This is a genomic window from Serratia plymuthica NBRC 102599 (genome assembly GCF_001590925.1).
GTDB lineage: Bacteria > Pseudomonadota > Gammaproteobacteria > Enterobacterales > Enterobacteriaceae > Serratia > Serratia plymuthica.
The window spans coordinates 1-16,260 of the sequence record NZ_BCTU01000017.1; the positions used below are offsets into that span (position 1 = coordinate 1).

General features: G+C 55.7%; 19 protein-coding genes. 11 read left to right on the forward strand and 8 right to left on the reverse strand.

Going from position 1 to position 16,260, the window contains the following annotated elements; all coding sequences use genetic code 11:
- Positions 1-210 precede the first annotated feature (210 nt).
- A complete protein-coding gene (gene mltA, locus SPL01S_RS12735; protein WP_062868376.1) occupies positions 211-1,353 on the forward strand; it encodes a murein transglycosylase A in 1,143 nt (380 codons plus the stop codon).
- 92 nt (positions 1,354-1,445) lie between these two features.
- Positions 1,446-2,252 carry a tRNA cyclic N6-threonylcarbamoyladenosine(37) synthase TcdA gene (tcdA, locus tag SPL01S_RS12740; RefSeq protein WP_004952255.1) on the forward strand — a complete coding sequence of 269 codons (807 nt, stop codon included), beginning with the start codon at positions 1,446-1,448 and terminating at the stop codon, positions 2,250-2,252.
- Here tcdA and csdE read toward each other — a convergent pair.
- Positions 2,243-2,677: a cysteine desulfurase sulfur acceptor subunit CsdE gene (csdE, locus tag SPL01S_RS12745; RefSeq protein ID WP_063200294.1), complete on the reverse strand. Its 435-nt coding sequence runs from the start codon at positions 2,675-2,677 to the stop codon at positions 2,243-2,245. The genes tcdA and csdE overlap by 10 nt on opposite strands.
- A gap of 18 nt (positions 2,678-2,695) precedes the next feature.
- The gene (gene csdA, locus SPL01S_RS12750) at positions 2,696-3,901 is read right to left on the reverse strand and encodes a cysteine desulfurase CsdA (RefSeq protein WP_063200297.1); all 1,206 of its coding nucleotides are present in this window, start codon (positions 3,899-3,901) and stop codon (positions 2,696-2,698) included.
- Positions 3,902-4,095: 194 nt separating this feature from the next.
- On the opposite strand from csdA, the gene SPL01S_RS12755 reads away from it, so the two are divergent.
- The 4 genes from SPL01S_RS12755 to rlmM all read left to right on the forward strand — a co-directional run bounded on the left by SPL01S_RS12755 (position 4,096) and on the right by rlmM (position 7,173).
- The gene (locus SPL01S_RS12755) at positions 4,096-4,320 is read left to right on the forward strand and encodes a YgdI/YgdR family lipoprotein (protein ID WP_004952250.1); all 225 of its coding nucleotides are present in this window, start codon (positions 4,096-4,098) and stop codon (positions 4,318-4,320) included.
- 392 nt (positions 4,321-4,712) lie between these two features.
- Positions 4,713-5,630, forward strand: a complete 918-nt coding sequence (locus SPL01S_RS12760; RefSeq protein ID WP_004952248.1) for a transcriptional regulator GcvA — start codon at positions 4,713-4,715, stop codon at positions 5,628-5,630.
- A gap of 51 nt (positions 5,631-5,681) precedes the next feature.
- Positions 5,682-6,077: a DUF423 domain-containing protein gene (locus SPL01S_RS12765; RefSeq protein ID WP_004952246.1), complete on the forward strand. Its 396-nt coding sequence runs from the start codon at positions 5,682-5,684 to the stop codon at positions 6,075-6,077.
- Positions 6,070-7,173: a 23S rRNA (cytidine(2498)-2'-O)-methyltransferase RlmM gene (rlmM, locus tag SPL01S_RS12770; RefSeq protein WP_013814279.1), complete on the forward strand. Its 1,104-nt coding sequence runs from the start codon at positions 6,070-6,072 to the stop codon at positions 7,171-7,173. The genes SPL01S_RS12765 and rlmM overlap by 8 nt, the downstream gene beginning before the upstream one ends.
- A gap of 26 nt (positions 7,174-7,199) precedes the next feature.
- On the opposite strand, the gene xni is transcribed toward rlmM, so the two are convergent.
- The 3 genes from xni to queF all read right to left on the reverse strand — a co-directional run bounded on the left by xni (position 7,200) and on the right by queF (position 10,540).
- On the reverse strand, positions 7,200-7,958 hold the full coding sequence (gene xni / locus SPL01S_RS12775) for a flap endonuclease Xni (RefSeq protein ID WP_063200300.1): 759 nt from the start codon (positions 7,956-7,958) through the stop codon (positions 7,200-7,202).
- Positions 7,959-8,150: 192 nt separating this feature from the next.
- Positions 8,151-9,515: a nucleotide 5'-monophosphate nucleosidase PpnN gene (gene ppnN, locus SPL01S_RS12780; RefSeq protein WP_063200302.1), complete on the reverse strand. Its 1,365-nt coding sequence runs from the start codon at positions 9,513-9,515 to the stop codon at positions 8,151-8,153.
- 179 nt (positions 9,516-9,694) lie between these two features.
- Positions 9,695-10,540, reverse strand: coding sequence for an NADPH-dependent 7-cyano-7-deazaguanine reductase QueF (queF, locus tag SPL01S_RS12785; protein ID WP_004952239.1), 846 nt, complete (start codon positions 10,538-10,540; stop codon positions 9,695-9,697).
- Between the two features lie 63 nt (positions 10,541-10,603).
- On the opposite strand from queF, the gene syd reads away from it, so the two are divergent.
- Positions 10,604-11,155: a SecY-interacting protein gene (gene syd, locus SPL01S_RS12790; RefSeq protein WP_004952238.1), complete on the forward strand. Its 552-nt coding sequence runs from the start codon at positions 10,604-10,606 to the stop codon at positions 11,153-11,155.
- A 245-nt stretch (positions 11,156-11,400) separates the two neighbouring features.
- Positions 11,401-11,556, forward strand: coding sequence for a hypothetical protein (locus SPL01S_RS25250; protein WP_020439677.1), 156 nt, complete (start codon positions 11,401-11,403; stop codon positions 11,554-11,556).
- Positions 11,557-11,775: 219 nt separating this feature from the next.
- Here the strand turns inward: SPL01S_RS25250 and SPL01S_RS12795 are convergent, their stop codons facing one another.
- The gene (locus SPL01S_RS12795; protein ID WP_004952237.1) at positions 11,776-13,014 is read right to left on the reverse strand and encodes an MFS transporter; all 1,239 of its coding nucleotides are present in this window, start codon (positions 13,012-13,014) and stop codon (positions 11,776-11,778) included.
- A 184-nt stretch (positions 13,015-13,198) separates the two neighbouring features.
- Here SPL01S_RS12795 and SPL01S_RS12800 point away from each other — a divergent pair, with 184 nt between their 5' ends.
- Genes SPL01S_RS12800 through SPL01S_RS12810 form a run of 3 tightly spaced genes read left to right on the forward strand, consistent with a single transcriptional unit; the run spans position 13,199 to position 14,781 of the window.
- Positions 13,199-13,528, forward strand: coding sequence for a YqcC family protein (locus SPL01S_RS12800; RefSeq protein WP_004952236.1), 330 nt, complete (start codon positions 13,199-13,201; stop codon positions 13,526-13,528).
- Positions 13,528-14,301 (forward strand): tRNA pseudouridine(65) synthase TruC, encoded by a 774-nt coding sequence (gene truC / locus SPL01S_RS12805; protein ID WP_062868370.1) that lies wholly within the window; start codon positions 13,528-13,530, stop codon positions 14,299-14,301. Before SPL01S_RS12800 ends, truC begins: the two co-directional genes overlap by 1 nt.
- A gap of 30 nt (positions 14,302-14,331) precedes the next feature.
- Entirely contained in the window at positions 14,332-14,781 is a 450-nt protein-coding gene (locus tag SPL01S_RS12810; RefSeq protein WP_004952234.1) for a flavodoxin, read from the forward strand.
- A 113-nt stretch (positions 14,782-14,894) separates the two neighbouring features.
- Here the strand turns inward: SPL01S_RS12810 and SPL01S_RS12815 are convergent, their stop codons facing one another.
- Both SPL01S_RS12815 and dapD read right to left on the reverse strand, forming a co-directional pair.
- On the reverse strand, positions 14,895-15,284 hold the full coding sequence (locus SPL01S_RS12815) for a DUF3461 family protein (RefSeq protein WP_004952233.1): 390 nt from the start codon (positions 15,282-15,284) through the stop codon (positions 14,895-14,897).
- 129 nt (positions 15,285-15,413) lie between these two features.
- A complete protein-coding gene (gene dapD, locus SPL01S_RS12820) occupies positions 15,414-16,238 on the reverse strand; it encodes a 2,3,4,5-tetrahydropyridine-2,6-dicarboxylate N-succinyltransferase (RefSeq protein WP_004952232.1) in 825 nt (274 codons plus the stop codon).
- Between the last annotated feature and the right edge of the window lie 22 nt (positions 16,239-16,260).

The following is a 16,260-nucleotide window of genomic DNA, read 5'->3' on the forward strand; positions in this document are numbered from 1 at the left end:
ATGGAAGCGCACTATACTCTCCGTGCATTTTGTTGCAACCCTTTTTGCAATTAATTGAGTTAAAGCCATCTTTATGCTGAATTAGTCCGCAATTTGCGTTCTTTTTCATCGTTATCCGCCGTGCGGGTTTTTTTATTTGCGGCGATTCCCTTATCTATGGGTGTTTGTTATCGTTCGCCGGTAGATCATATCTGTTTGAGAGTGTGTGCGATGAAAGGACGTTGGGGCAAATACCTGCTGGGCGGGTTGATGGTAGCGGTATTGGCAGGCTGTTCGTCAAAGCCGACCGACCGGGGGCAGCAGTATAAGGATGGGCATCTGGATCAGTCGCTGGAGTTGGTGAATCAACCCAACGCCAAAGGCGTGCCGGTTAACGCCAGGGATTACTCGAATCAGCTGATGGAGATTAGAAACGCTTCTCCCGCACTGTTTAATCGCAACAACAGCACCTTTCAGGCAGTGCAAAGCTGGATGGCCGCCGGTGCCGATACCCGTCAACTGAACCAATACGGTCTCAGCGCCTATCAGATGGAAGGCGTGGACAACTACGGGAACGTGCAGTTCACCGGCTACTATACGCCGGTCGTGCAGGCGCGCTATACCCAGCAGGGTGAGTTCCGTTACCCGCTGTACCGCATGCCGCCAAAAGGCAAAGGCCGCCTGCCGGATCGCGCAGGCATTTACTCTGGCGCGCTGGATGACCGTTATATCGTTGCCTACACCAACTCGCTGATGGACAACTTTATGATGGAAGTTCAGGGCAGCGGCTATGTGGATTACGGCAATGGTCAGCCGCTGGTGTTCTTCGGTTACGGCGGCAAGAACGGCCATGCCTATCGCAGCATCGGTAAAGTGCTGATCGATCGCGGCGAAGTGGCCAAGGCGGATATGTCGATGCAGGCGATTCGCCAGTGGGCCGATACCCACAGCGCAGCAGAAGTGCGTGAGTTGCTGGAGCAGAACCCTTCCTTTGTGTTCTTCCGTCCGGAGGCTTTTGCGCCGGTACGGGGCGCCAGTGCGGTACCTTTGATTGCCAAAGCTTCGGTAGCTTCCGACCGTTCACTGATCCCGGCAGGCACCACGCTGCTGGCAGAAGTGCCTCTGCTGGACAACAAGGGTAAATTCACGGGAAAATATGAGATGCGCCTGATGGTGGCTCTGGACGTGGGCGGCGCTATCAAAGGCCAGCACTTCGATATGTACCAGGGCATCGGGCCGGACGCCGGCCACTCGGCGGGGTATTACAATCATTACGGCCGAGTCTGGGTGCTGAAAGGCGGTAACACCGGTACGCCATTGTTCACCAGCCAGACTTCTTCCGCTAACGGCGGTTCGTTGTTGGTTACCCGCTGACGACAATAAGTCATAGGGTACGCCGATATTGACCCGCAAGGGCCGGATCTTCCGGCCCTTATCATTTGCATTGTTAAGGTAAGTAACGCGTTATGAGCACAGCCTATTCTGAAGCCTATCTGCAGCGTTTTGGCGGCACGGCACGTTTATACGGTCAGCAGGCGCTGGCGCTGTTTGCCCAGGCGCATGTGTGCGTGATTGGCATCGGCGGCGTGGGTTCCTGGGCGGCAGAGGCTCTGGCCCGTACCGGTATCGGCGCCATTACGCTGATCGATATGGATGATGTCTGCGTCACCAATACCAACCGCCAGATCCATGCGTTGCGCCAGCACGTTGGCCAGTCAAAGACGGAAGTGATGGCGGAGCGCATTCTGGCGATCAACCCTGAATGCCGGGTAACCTGCATTGACGACTTTATAACTGCGGACAACGCGGCAGAGCTGCTGAACAACAATTTCAGCTACGTGATCGACGCGATCGATAGCGTACGGCCGAAAGCTGCGCTGCTGGCTTATTGCCGTCGTTACAAGATCCCGGTGGTCACTACCGGCGGCGCCGGCGGGCAAATAGATCCGACGCAGATAGCGGTAGCCGATTTGGCAAAGACCATTCAGGATCCGCTGGCGGCCAAGCTGCGCGAGCGGTTGAAGAATGATTTCAACGTGGTGAAAAACAGTAAGGGCAAGCTCGGCATTGATTGCGTGTTTTCCAGCGAACCGCTGGTGTATCCGCAGCCGGACGGCACGGTTTGCGCATCACGCAGCACCGCGGAAGGGCCAAAAAGAATGGATTGCAGCGCGGGATTCGGTGCGGCGACCATGGTTACCGCGACCTTTGGCTTTGTCGCCGTGTCCCACGCCTTGAAGAAAATGGTGGCGAAAGCCGCGCGTCAGGCGTAACGAGCGGCGATCGCTTTCACCCCGGCGGCCAACGCTTCCAGCCCGCTGGCACGGGTGGCGCTGAGCTGAGCGCGCAGCGCCAGTTGCTCAAACAGCGCCAGCGGATCCATTGCCGCAATTTGCTGCGGCGTTTTACCTTCCACTGCCGTCAGCACGACCGCCAGCAGGCCGCGTACGATGCGGCCTTCGCTGTCGCCATAAAAATGCAGCGTGCCGTCAGCCAATAATTGATGCCCCAGCCAGACGCGGTTCTCACAGCCGCTGAGCTCCATCTCTGCCGTGCGTAACGGCTCCGGCAGTGGCGGCAACTGTTTCGCCAGCATAATCAGTTGGCGATAGCGATCTTCCCACTGCTTAAGCGCGGTAAATTTTACGATCAGCGCCTCGGCGGTAATTTCGCTGCCAAAGGGATGTGGGGCAAGCATAGCGTCTCCGAAGTTAATTTAGTCGGCCAGCAGATCTATGGCGTTGATCAGCGCTGTCACCAGGTTTTCAACGTCTTCCGTGGTGTTGTAAGGCGCGAATGACGCACGCAGTGTACCGCTGACGCCCAACGCCGCCATCAGCGGCTGGGCGCAGTGCTGGCCGGCGCGCAGCGCGATGCCTTGCTCTGCCAAAAGAGTGACGATATCGCTGTGATGAATGCCGGCAATATCGAATGCCAGCAGGCTGGAACCTGAACAGCGGAAGCTGCGAAAGCCCGGTAACTGCGCCAGCCGTTGCTCGGCCAGATCGGCCAAATCGCGGCTGTAGCGCTCGGCGCCTGCTCTATCCTGAGTGCCAAGCCATTCCAGCGCGGCAGCCAGCCCCAGTACGCCGGCGATATTGGGTGTGCCGGCCTCAAAGCAGTGCGGTGGTTTCTGCGGCGTGAAGCCCTCGAATGACGCCTGGGTCAGCATTTTACCGCCGCCTTGCCACGGCGCCATCAGTGCCAGTAATTCGCTTTTTCCGTACAGCGCACCTATGCCGGTCGGGCCATAGAGTTTGTGGCCGGAGAAAGCGTAAAAATCAATATCAAGCTGCTGAACGTCGGCCGGGCAGTGCACTATGCCCTGTGCTCCGTCGATCATCACGCGCGCGCCGACGCCGTGGGCCAGAGTGATGGCTTGCGCCAGATCCGGGCAACCGCCGGTGACGTTGGACATTTGCCCCAGCGCCAACAGCCGGGTTTTATCGTTGAGCAGCCTGGGGAGCTGTGCCAGGTCCGGCAGGCGATCGACACCAAGCGGCAATTTCACCACCCGCGCGCCAGTTTGTTCCGCCACCATCAACCAGGGGATCAGGTTGGCGTGGTGTTCGGCTTCGCTCACCAGAATTTCGTCACCCGGTTGCAGCCGGGGGCGGGCATAGCTTTGCGCCACCAGATTGATTGCCTCGGTGGTACCGCGTACCCAAATAATGTCATCGGCCGTGGGGGCATTGATCAGCGTAGCGACCTGCCGGCGCGCCTGTTCGAAGCGGGCGGTCAAATCCTGTGCCACGCGGTGTTGGCTGCGATGCACCGTGGCGGCATCGTCACGGTAAAACTGCTGCGTCGCCGCGATAACCGCCAGCGGCTTCAACGCGGTGGCGGCGCTGTCGAGATAAATTCCCGCCTGCTGCAGGGCCGGAAACTGATTACGAAAATCGGTGGGATTAAAAGGTGTCATACCCTGATTGTCACTGGCTGAGTCAATGGGTGATCCTGTCCTATTTTTTCGTCGGAGACAAGTTCTCCCGTCCATTAGGACTTATCGCCTGGAAATCTCTGATAAGTTTGTTATGCTATTAAGTGCCTGCCAGGTAATGGCGTTAAATAACATAAAAGGTTTTTTACAGCATTTTTATCTACAAGGAGTCCGCAATGAAGAAAACAGCCGCAGTTATTTCTGCTCTGATGCTAACGTTTACCCTGGCCGCATGTTCCAGCAATTACGTAATGCATACCAATGATGGACGCACCATTGTCGCTGACGGAAAACCAAAGGTGGATAACGACACAGGCATGATCAGCTATAAAGACGCCAACGGCGTTGAACAGCAGATCAACCGTTCAGACGTGAAAGAGATGGTTGAAAGCAACCAGTAACCTCGTCAAAAAACGGGCAAAAAAAAGCACCGCAAATATTGCGGTGCTGCATAAAATCACTATGGACAGACAGGGTAAATGTACAGGAAGTGAAAAAACAGTAGCTTAGCTACCATGTCTGGATTGCCAGACAATTTGCAAACACAACATCATAACCACAAGCCAAAAGTTCATCGGCGTCCTCGACACCCACTCCCTTTTCGTTCCGGCCCGGGAAGTGCCGCCACTATAGGTATTTGCTGGCGCATGCTCAACGGACAATTTATAATGGCTCGGATTAAAAAAACTAATGATAGCGGTTTGCTGTCGTGGACCTGTAACTTGGTACACAGCGTCGCCTGATTTTTTATGCCGAATCATTCGGAATATTGTTACACAAAAGTAGCTAATAAATGTCTAAACGCTTACCACCTCTCAATGCGCTGCGGGTCTTCGACGCGGCGGCTCGCCACCTGAGTTTCACCAAAGCGGCAGAAGAGCTGTTCGTTACCCAGGCCGCTGTGAGCCATCAGATCAAGTCGCTGGAGGACTTCCTCGGCCTGAAGCTGTTTCGGCGGCGCAATCGCTCGCTGCTGCTGACGGAAGAAGGGCAAAGTTATTACCTGGATATCAAGGAAATCTTCTCTTCGATCAACGAAGCTACCCGCAAGTTGCAGGCGCGCAGTGCCAAGGGGGCATTAACCGTCAGTTTGCCGCCGAGTTTCGCCATTCAGTGGTTGGTGCCGAGGCTCTCTGGCTTTAACTCAGCTTATCCGGGGATCGACGTGCGCATCCAGGCAGTGGACCGTGAGGAAGAGAAGCTGGCGGACGATGTCGATGTAGCGATTTTTTATGGTCGCGGCAATTGGCCAGGGGTGCGCGCCGAACGTTTATACGCGGAATATCTGTTGCCTGTGTGTTCACCCAGTCTGCTGACCGGGGAACATGCGTTAAAAGTGACGGACGATCTGGCTTATCACACGCTACTGCATGATACTTCACGCCGCGATTGGCTGGCTTATACCCGACAGTTGGGATTGCAGCACATTAATGTGCAACAGGGGCCGATTTTCAGCCACAGCGCAATGGTGGTTCAGGCTGCGGTTCATGGTCAGGGAGTGGCGCTGGTGAATAACGTGATGGCGCAAACTGAAATCGAAGCCGGGCGGCTGGTTTGCCCGTTTAACGATGTACTGGTCAGTAAAAACGCTTTTTATCTGGTATGCCATGACAGCCAGGCAGAACTGGGTAAAATAGCCGCCTTTCGTCAGTGGATCCTGGCACGGGCAGCCAGCGAGCAGGAGAAATTCCGCTTTCGCTATGAACAATAAGGCCGGCCGCCGTTCTGCGGCAGCCGGTTTTCTTCAATAAGGTAAATAACGATGAGCAGTCGTTCAATGCTGATTTTTGCCGCTATCAGCGGCTTTGTATTTGTTGCCCTGGGCGCGTTTGGCGCGCACGTATTAAACGGCACGCTGGGTGCAAACGAGATGGCCTGGATCCGTACCGGGTTGGATTACCAAGGGTTCCATACCCTGGCGATCCTGGTGCTGGCGGTGGCGATGCAGCGCCGCGTCAGCCTGTGGTTTTATTGGAGCGGGGCGCTGTTGGCGCTCGGCACCGTACTGTTCAGCGGCAGTCTGTATTGTCTGGCGCTGTCACACCTGAAGGTCTGGGTCTATATCACGCCGGTTGGCGGCGTGTGCTTCCTGATCGGTTGGGCATTGATGTTGATTGGCGCTTTGCGTCTGAGGAAAAAGGCCGAGCGCCATGAATAAGCTTGCGTTGTATTGCCGTCCTGGTTTTGAAAAAGAGTGTGCGGCGGAAATTACCGCCAAGGCTGCCGAGCTGGAAGTCTTTGGGTTTGCCCGGGTAAAAGATAACAGCGGCTACGTGCTGTTCGAGTGCTATCAGCCGGATGACGCCGACCGCCTGGCGCGGGAAATCCCGTTCCGTGAACTGATTTTTGCCCGCCAGATGCTGGTGGTTGGCGAACTGCTGCGCGACCTTCCGCCGGAAGATCGCGTGTCACCGATTGTCGGCATGTTGATTGGCGTGGTCGATCGCGGCGGTGAGCTGCGAGTGGAAGTGCCGGATACCAACGAAAGCAAAGAGCTGATGAAGTTCTGCCGCAAGCTGACCGTGCCGCTGCGTGCCGCAATGCGTGAGCAAAAGGTGCTAATGGCGCGTGAGAACGCGACCCGTCCGGTGGTTCATGTGTTCTTTATCGCACCGGGTTGCTGTTATGTCGGCTACTCCTTCAGTAACAACAATTCGCCGTTCTATATGGGGATTCCGCGCCTCAAGTTCCCTTCTGACGCGCCGAGCCGTTCTACGCTGAAACTGGAAGAGGCGTTCCACGTGTTCATTCCCGCCGATGAGTGGGACGAACGTTTGAGCAGTGGCATGCATGCGGTCGATCTGGGCGCTTGCCCGGGCGGCTGGACCTATCAACTGGTGCAACGCAGCATGATGGTGCATGCGGTGGATAATGGCCTGATGGCGCAGAGCCTGATGGATACTGGGCAGGTTACGCATCACCGCGCCGACGGTTTCAAATACGAACCAAGCAGCAGCAAGATTTACTGGCTGGTGTGCGACATGGTGGAGAAACCGGCCAAAGTGACCAGCTTGATGATCCAGTGGTTGGTCAAAGGTTGGTGCCGTGAGGCGATTTTCAACCTGAAGCTACCGATGAAAAAACGTTACGAAGAGGTTTCGCAGAATCTGCAGACCATCAAGGAAGCGTTGGACGCGGTTGGCATCAGTTCAGAAATTCATGCTAAACAGCTTTATCACGATCGTGAAGAAGTCACGGTACATGTGCGCCGTATGTGGTCGGCGGTGCCGGGACGTCGCGACGAGCGTGAATAATTGACCGGGCGCTGCTTGCAGCGCCTTTAGCTAACCGGTAACCGCAACTGCTGCAGGTTGCCGGTTAACGTCAAATCGGTGCGCAGCGTGGCGACCTTTTTACTGACGTAAGCCATGTCGCGGTGTTGTTGCAACTTGCCGCGCCATTTTTCCGCCACCTGTTCCAGATCCTGATACAGCTCATCCAACGTACCCGCCTGTTGTAATAACAATACCGCCGTTTTTGGCCCGATGCCGGCCACGCCAGGAATTTTGCTGCTGCTTATTCCCGCCAGCCCCCAGTAATCCGCCAATTGCTGTGGCGCAACCCCGAATTCCTGTTGCACAAAGGGCATGTCCAGCCAGCGTTTCTGGAAGTAATCGCGGATCTGCACGTTGGGCGCCAACAGTTGGCAATAACCTTTGTCGGTGGACACTATCGTCACCTGATGGCCGCCGCCGGCGACCTTGGCCGTCAGCGTTGCCGCCAGATCGTCCGCCTCATTGCCCGGCGAATGCCAACAGGCGACGCCGAGCGCTTCGAATGCCTGCCGCAGCTGTGGCATTTCCTGCTGTAAGTTTTCCGGCATCGGCGAGCGTCCGGCTTTGTAGTCGGGCAGAATTTGGTGACGCCAGCTTTCACTGCGGTCATCTTCGTCGAATACTGCCACCGCATGGGTTGGCCGGCTGTGCTGGATCAGCTGTTGCAGCGCATGCTGGCAGGCATTCACGCAGGGAGAACCCTGCACGGCGTGGATGCGGCGAATTAAGTTCAGGGCGTCAACAATCAGTAGGTGTATAGGCATTTATTCGTCGTCTTTCAAGCCGCAGCGTGGCTGACTTCCCGTACCCATCCCAGTTTCTGTAGCGGGCGAATATATCGCTCCGACGAATGCGGGCACAGAATGGAGCGTATCTACAATGCCTGAGTACGCTTGCCGCCTGGCTGTAGAGTAAAGTCAGATAAAAGAAGGGCGGCTCTACGCCGCCCTGAGGTATCAGGCTACGATTTCATAGCAGGGCACATAGGCGCTGCCCGGTAGCTTCATGCGGTGCTGGGCGACAAAGCCCTGCAACAGACTGTCCATTTGTTTCATCATCTGCGGCTCGCCGTGCAGTTTGTACGGGCCAAATTGCTCAATGGCATGAATGCCATTTTCCTTCACGTTGCCGGCCACGATGCCGGAAAACGCGCGGCGCAGCGCAGCGGCCAACTGTTCGGCCGGTTGGTCCGGATACAGATTGAGATTCGCCATGTTTTCGTGGCTTGGTTCAAACGGCAGTTGCAGATCGGGTGCTATGCGGATCGACCAGTTAAAACTGTAGGCATCGCCGGTGTTGCGACGGTTCTCTTTCACCAGCGGCATGGCTTTTTTCATCTGCCGCGCCACTTCGGCCGGATCGTCGATGATGATGGTGTAATGACGGCGCGCTTCATCACCCAGGGTGTTCATGATGAACTCGTCCAGTACGCGGAAGTAATCGGCGCTCTCTTTCGGCCCGGTGAGGATCAGTGGCAATACCTGTTCGCTGTTTTCCGGATTCATCAAAATACCCAGCAGATACAGCAGCTCTTCCGCCGTGCCGACGCCACCCGGGAAGATGATGATGCCGTGTGCGATGCGCACGAAGGCTTCCAGACGTTTTTCGATGTCCGGCATGATCACCAGCTCATTGACCAGTGGGTTAGGCGGCTCGGCGGCGATGATCGAAGGTTCGGTCATGCCGATAAAACGGCTGTTGCGGTAGCGCTGTTGCGCATGGCCTACGGCGGCGCCTTTCATCGGCGCTTCCATCGCTCCCGGCCCACAGCCGGTGCAGATATTCAGCTCGCGCAGGCCAAGCTGGCTGCCGACTTTGCGGGCGTACAGGTATTCATTTTCATTGATGGAGTGGCCGCCCCAACACACCACCAGATTAGGATCTTCATCGAGGTGCAACGCTCGGGCGTTGCGCAGGATGGAGAATACCAGGTTGGTGATGTGGGCCGAATTTTCCAGGTTCAGATGCTGGAAACGGCCGGCGCTGTCGATTTGGCCGTGAACGAACAGGATATCGCGCAGCACGGCGAACAGGTTGGCCTGCAGAGAGCGGATAATTCTGCCGTCGACAAAGGCATCTTCCGGTGGGTTCACCAGCTCGAGTTTGACCCCGCGCTCACGGCGCAGAACGTTGATATCAAAGGTTTCATAGCGTAAAAGCAGCTGTTTGCTGTTGTCGGTTTGACTGCCGGAATTCAACACGGCCAGCGAACAGTTGCGGAACAAACGGTACAGATCGCTGCTGGCGGTGCGCTTCAGCATGTCTACTTCCAGCTGCGACAGCAAATCCATAGAGCCAAGCGGGCTGATGTGTGTAATCAAGGTAACTCCTTTGCACCCGAGGCGGGGCAGTAGTAATCCATACGCAGCAGAACAGCACTCGTTATTGTTAGCGCACTGCGGTCAATGACTGGCCGCAGCCTTTCTTAACCTTACCGCCGTCCCCTGATTTTTACCAATACAAACCGCTCGTTAGCTTAGTTGTTGAGCAATGCTTCGCACTATTGGCGCGCCAGACGGCCATGCGATGGCACAAAGTCAAGGTTACTGCGCCAGGGGTTGATGTCCAGACCGCCGCGACGGGTGTAGCGCGCATACACCGACAGGCTCTCTGGCCGGCAATAGCGCATCAGATCGTTGAAGATGCGCTCAACGCACTGTTCATGGAATTCGTTGTGGTGACGGAAGGACACCAGATAGCGCAACAGCGCTTCACGATCGATTTGTGCGCCACGATACTGGATTTGCACCGACCCCCAGTCGGGTTGGTTGGTGATCAGGCAGTTTGACTTCAGCAGGTGGCTGACAAGTTGCTCTTCAACCTGACGGGTGCCGGTGGCGTTCAGCAGGTAATCGGCGTTGAACTCGTAGTTATCAATACGGATGTCCTGATGATCGATGCATTCTCCCTCCAACCGGGCGATAGGGCTGCCTTCCACCTGATCGATGCTGAACAAGGCGACGCTGACATCACCCTGCGCGCAGGCGGACAGATCGCGTTGCAGCGTGCTGCGCACCGTCTCCCAGTCGGTAAATTGGGTCTGGTTAAAGCTGTTGAGGTAAAGCTTGAAACTTTTGGATTCGATGAGGTTGATGCTGTTGGCGTTGAGGCTAATCTCGCCCACCGCGACCTGCGGCAAGCCGTTGCCGTTCAGCCATGAGAGCTCATACAGGGTCCAGATATCGGCACCGTGGAACGGCAGGCTGTCCGGATACAAACCCAGCGGTTCACGGTTCATGCTGCGCGGCACCGCCTGCAGCAGCTGAGCGTCGTAGCGATCGCGGTATGCGGTAGGTTTGCCCAGAGTCAGTGCCGACAGGGCGTGATGGTCTTGATAGGAGGACATCTGCTGTCACCTCGGTGATAGATAGGTACAATAGCCTCCAGTTTACCGTATGCGAGAAAAAATATGGACCATGATGTACCGAACGCCCTGCGTGAATTCACCCAGCGCTATGTCGATCTTTGGCAGCAGGAGCGCGGTCATGCGCCGGCGAGCCAGGATTTGTACGGCGTGCCATCGCCTTGCATTGTAGAAACGCGCGACGATGAAGTGCTGTGGTTGCCGCAACCCTTCCCCCCGGCGATGACGTTGGAAAAAGTGGAGGTCGCGCTTGAGATACGGCTGCAACCGGACATTAACCTGTTTTATACCCAGCAGTATGCGGGGGATATGAGAGCGCAGTTCGGTGAGCACCTTGTGACCTTGCTGCAGGTGTGGAGCGAAGACGATTTTATTCGCCTGCAGGAGAATTTGATCGGCCATTTGGTGACGCAAAAGCGGCTGAAGCTGTCGCCGACGTTATTCCTGGCAACCACTGAATCCGAGATGACGATGGTCTCGCTGTGCAACGTCAGCGGCAATGTCGTACTGGAACAATTCGGCAGCGATAAACGCACCTTGCTGGCGGCTTCGCTGGGGAATTTCCTCGATGCATTGCGCCCTCAGTTGAGTATTTAACGCCGTATCTAGCCTCACTCGTGTGAGATATCTCGCACACGGGCTGTGAGAGATCGCTTTTAATTTTTTGTGGGCTGCGATCTGGATTGTCTTTATTGTTATCCAGATCAATTGGTTAGATTTTCTTTAGGATAACTCTTAGTGTTAATTTAGCCTGATCCTTATGCTAATCCCTTGTGAAGCCGAGATAATTAAGCGATCTTATGGTTACCGGAACGGATACGGTGGAGCAGGAAAGCATCAGGATGATGCAGCTTCAGGAAGAGGAAATGGATGCGCTCAGTGAAGAGCGAAGGACGGCGTCAGGAGATGCCAAGGATGTTTCAGGATTGAAACCAGGGACACCTCCAGGATGGAGATTGAGAGCCGGCAAAGGAGGGTTGGCGGGTCATGAAGACTAAGGAACCGCGTCAGGACGATGCTACAGGATAGAGCAAGGACGGTTGGGTCAGGATGGCCGCAGGAAAAGTTTTCAAGGATTGAGCAGGGAGCACACTGTGTAGCGGGACAGCTATAAAACGAACCGGGGGCACTGTTAACGCAGTGCCCCCAACTTTTTATGGCGGTTTTATATCTTAAGTATCAAAGAACACTACCCCTTCTCAAACTCTTCGTTATTGTTAACCAATCGCCCCCAGCGTATCGCCGTTGCTCTGTGTTTTCGGCAACAGGAACAGCGTGGCGTAAATATCCAACAGATATATCGCCGCCAGCAGGCTGATTGCCGCCGTGAAGGACACCTGCGTCACCAATGCCCCAATCACCAATGGCCCCAACCCGCCTACGCCGCGCCCGAGATTAAACAAAATATTTTGTGCGGTAGCGCGCACCTGGACCGGATAGGTATCGGAGATCAACGCGCCGTAGCCGCCAATCATGCCATTGACGAATAACCCCATTAGCGCGCCGGCGAACAGCATCAGCATGGGATCGCCAAGTTGCGCATAGACCACGACCATCACCACGGCGCCAATCTGATAGACAATAAAAATCTTCCAGCGGGCGAAGCGATCGGCCAATACACCAAACAGCCAGATGCCCAGCGTCATTCCGAGCACGGTTACTGCAGTCCACAGGCCAGATTTGGTCAGCGAAAAACCGAAATTTTTTGCCAGGTAGGTCGGCATCCAAATCATCAGCCCGTAATACCCGAAGTTCTGCACTGAGCACAGAATAAAAATGCCGATACTGGCTTTGCTGGTGGTCCGGTCTTTAAACAGCAGCTTTACGCGCTGGGTAAAGGAGAGCTGCTGGCCACTATTTTGTTGGCGTACGAATTCCTCCGGCTCACCCAGTGTGCGGCGGATGAGAAATGACGCGATTGCCGGCAGTAACCCAACCAGGAACATGCCGCGCCAGCCGATATGCGTCAACAGCAGCGGGGTGAGGAAAGCCGCCGCCAGAACGCCAAGTTGCCAGCCCATGCCAACATAGGCGGAGGCGCGGTTGCGTTTTTCCGCCGGCCAGGCTTCGGCTATCAGCGCCATGCCGATGCCGAACTCTCCCCCCAACCCGATCCCCGCCAGCGTGCGATAGGCGAGCAAATCCCAATAGCCCTGCGCCAGAGCGCACAGGCCGGTAAACAGGGAGAACATCAGGATGGTGATGGTCAGTACCCGGATGCGGCCAAAGCGATCGCTGAGGTGGCCGAAAATCACGCCGCCCAATACGGCGCCGATCAGCGTCCAGGTCACCAGTGAGCCGGCGGCGGAAGAGGTTAGCCCCAGTTCGATGCTGATGGCCGGCAGCATAAAGCCGAGGATCAGCAGATCAAAGCCGTCCATCGCGTAACCGGTGACCGAAGCCAGCATGGCTTTGCCGGGCGTTGCATGATTTTTTATTGGTGTGATTGCAGGCATGTGTCTAATCTTTGCGGTTTATTCGGTGAACTCATTGTGCCGTGCGGCGGCGTGCGCCACCAGATCAAATGCGGTCGATCTCATCAACTCAGCCGAATTTGGGCTATAAAGGGTAAAATGCTATGCTTTGCCGCCTTTCAGCCGCGCCGCTGAATATCATGGTTTAAACGGATCGGGAATGCAGATGAGTATACAAAATCAGGTTCGCCTTAGTTTGCAGGCGATTGAACAGTCAATGCGAGAGCTGGCGCTGTGGCAAGCCACGCCACCCGAGCCTGAAGCCTTCGCCAGCACCGAACCCTTCTGCGTAGACAGCATGCTGGCCGAAGAGTGGCTGCAATGGATATTTCTGCCGCGGATGTACGCGCTACTGGATGCGCATGCGCCATTGCCGACGCGTTTTGCCATTACGCCTTACTTTGAAGAGGCGCTGAAAGATAAGGATCCGAACTGCATGCCGCTGCTGGTGCTGCTGGAACGTTTGGATCTTATGTTGAATAAAGAACCGCAATAATGATTGAGATTCTTTACCAGGATGAGTATTTGGTGGCGGTGAACAAGCCGTCGGGTTGGCTGGTGCATCGCAGCTGGCTGGATCGCCATGAAACCCGGTTTATGATGCAGACGGTGCGTGACCAGATAGGCCAGCACGTGTTTACCGTGCATCGCCTCGACCGCCCGACCTCCGGCGTGCTGTTGATGGCGCTGTCCAGCGAAGTGGCGCGTCTGCTGTCGCAGCAGCTCGAGCAACATCAAGTGCAGAAAACCTATCATGCGGTGGTGCGTGGCTACGTGCAGGAAGGGGCAACTCTCGACTACCCGCTGACGGAAGAACTGGACAAAATCGCCGATAAGCATGCCGCTGCCGATAAAGGCCCGCAGCCGGCGGTCACCCACTACCGGCCACTGGCGCAGGTGGAGATGCCGGTGGCCATTGGCCGTTATGACAGCGCGCGCTACAGTCTGATGGAACTGAAGCCGGAAAACGGCCGTAAGCATCAGTTGCGTCGCCATATGGTGCATCTTCGTCATCCGATCATTGGTGACAGTAAGCACGGCGACCTGCGTCAGAACCGCGGCATGGCCCAGCACTTCGGCTGCCCGCGCTTGATGCTGCACGCCAGTCATCTGCAGTTGAACCATCCTGTGACCGGTGAGCCGTTACTGATTTCCGCACGCTGGGATGAACCCTGGCAGGGAGTCATGTCGCAGTTTGGCTGGGCAGGGGGGTTCCCTGAGCTCGCCGGGGTTGAGTTTAGTGCGGCTAACGGTCAGGATAACGGGTAATTTTCAAAGGTAATTGAGGGAGTAGGGGCAATGGCTCAGGTTGGAATCTTCGTGGGAACGGTCTACGGCAACTCACTGCTGGTGGCGGAAGAGGCGGAAAATATCCTTGGCGAGCAGGGGCATGAGGTCAAACTGTTTGAAGAGGGCACGCTTGAGGCTTGGCAATTCTACCGCCAGCACTATGCGCTGGTGATCACCTCCACCACCGGTCAGGGCGATTTACCGGACAGCATTGCGCCGCTGTTCCACGCCATCCGCGATCAGGTCGGCTACCAGCCGGAACTGCGCTATGGGCTGATTTCGCTCGGTGACAGCAGTTATGACAATTTCTGTGGCGCAGGGCGTGCGTTTGATGCGCTATTGCAAGAGCAGGGAGCAACCCGCGTGGGAGATGTGTTGGAAATCGATGCGATGGAACAGCCTGAGCCGGAAGTGGTTTCTTGCCCGTGGGTTGAGCAGTGGGGCTCACTGCTGAAATAAGATACCGACCCGCCGTCTTTCAGGCGGCTTCCGACAGATTTGTTGTAAGGGGCGAAGTTATTTGCCCCGACTAATACGGGCGCAGCATGCCGCGCCCTACAGCGAGCGGGTTCTTATTTTCCGCGGGTCAGTTTTTCCAGATCGGATTCGATCTCGGCAATTTTGTGGGATACCACGCCTTCCAGATGACGCAGGTCATCAAGAATTTTGCGTTTCAGATCCACTTCGACCTGATCGCGCTGGCACAGTTGATCCAGTTCATCAATTACGTAACGCAGGTTCGGGTTTATCTCGTGAATTTCTTTGTAACCCTGACCGGCATTATCCGCCACCACGGTTTTGCGTTGGCGCGGGTATTTGAACTTCACGCTCTTGGCAAAGAATTCGCCTTTATCCTTGCGGAAGTAAATCTTAAGAATGTCGTTATTGGCCTCCTGACGCAGGCTATAGCGATCGACATCTTCCGGTTGACTGATTCCCAAGCTTTTCAGGTTGTCATACATAATAGCGCCACCTTATAAATAGACTTTATTCCACGGTCTGGGATTATGGCGAAAAACCGCGCCAGAGACTGTGACTGCTCGCGTACTGAAGACAAAAAAATAGCGGGTGAGTCACCCGCCAGGTCTATTTTAGTCGATGGTGCGCAATAACTCATTAATGCCGACTTTACTGCGCGTTTTGGCGTCGACTTTCTTGACGATGACCGCACAGTACAGGCTGTAAGAACCGTCTTTGGACGGCAGGTTACCTGAAACCACCACCGAGCCGGCCGGAACGCGGCCGTAATGCACTTCGCCGGTTTCACGGTCATAAATGCGGGTGCTCTGGCCGAGGTAAACGCCCATGGAGATCACCGAACCTTCTTCGACGATCACGCCTTCAACCACTTCTGAACGCGCGCCGATGAAGCAGTTGTCTTCAATGATGGTCGGGTTGGCCTGCAGCGGTTCCAGTACGCCACCGATGCCGACGCCGCCGGACAGGTGAACGTTTTTGCCAATCTGCGCGCAAGAACCCACGGTAGCCCAGGTATCGACCATGGAGCCTTCGTCAACGTAAGCGCCGATATTCACGTAGGACGGCATCAATACGGTATTGCGTGCAATGAATGCACCCTGGCGAACGGTCGCCGGCGGTACCACGCGGAAGCCTTCTTTCTGGAAGCGCGCTTCGTCGTAATCGGCAAACTTCATCGGCACTTTGTCGTAGTAACGGGTTTCGGCACCGTCCATCACTTTGTTGTCGTTGATGCGGAAAGAAAGCAGCACGGCCTTTTTCAGCCACTGATGCGTAACCCACTGACCGTCAATCTTCTCGGCAACGCGCAGGGCGCCGCTGTCCAACAGGCCGATCACCTGGTTTACCGCTTCGCGCGTTACGGTGTCTACGTTCGCCGGAGTGATATCCGCGCGGCGTTCGAAGGCGCTTTCAATAACGTTTTGTAATTGCTGCATGCTGTTCTCTGTCCTGATGTTG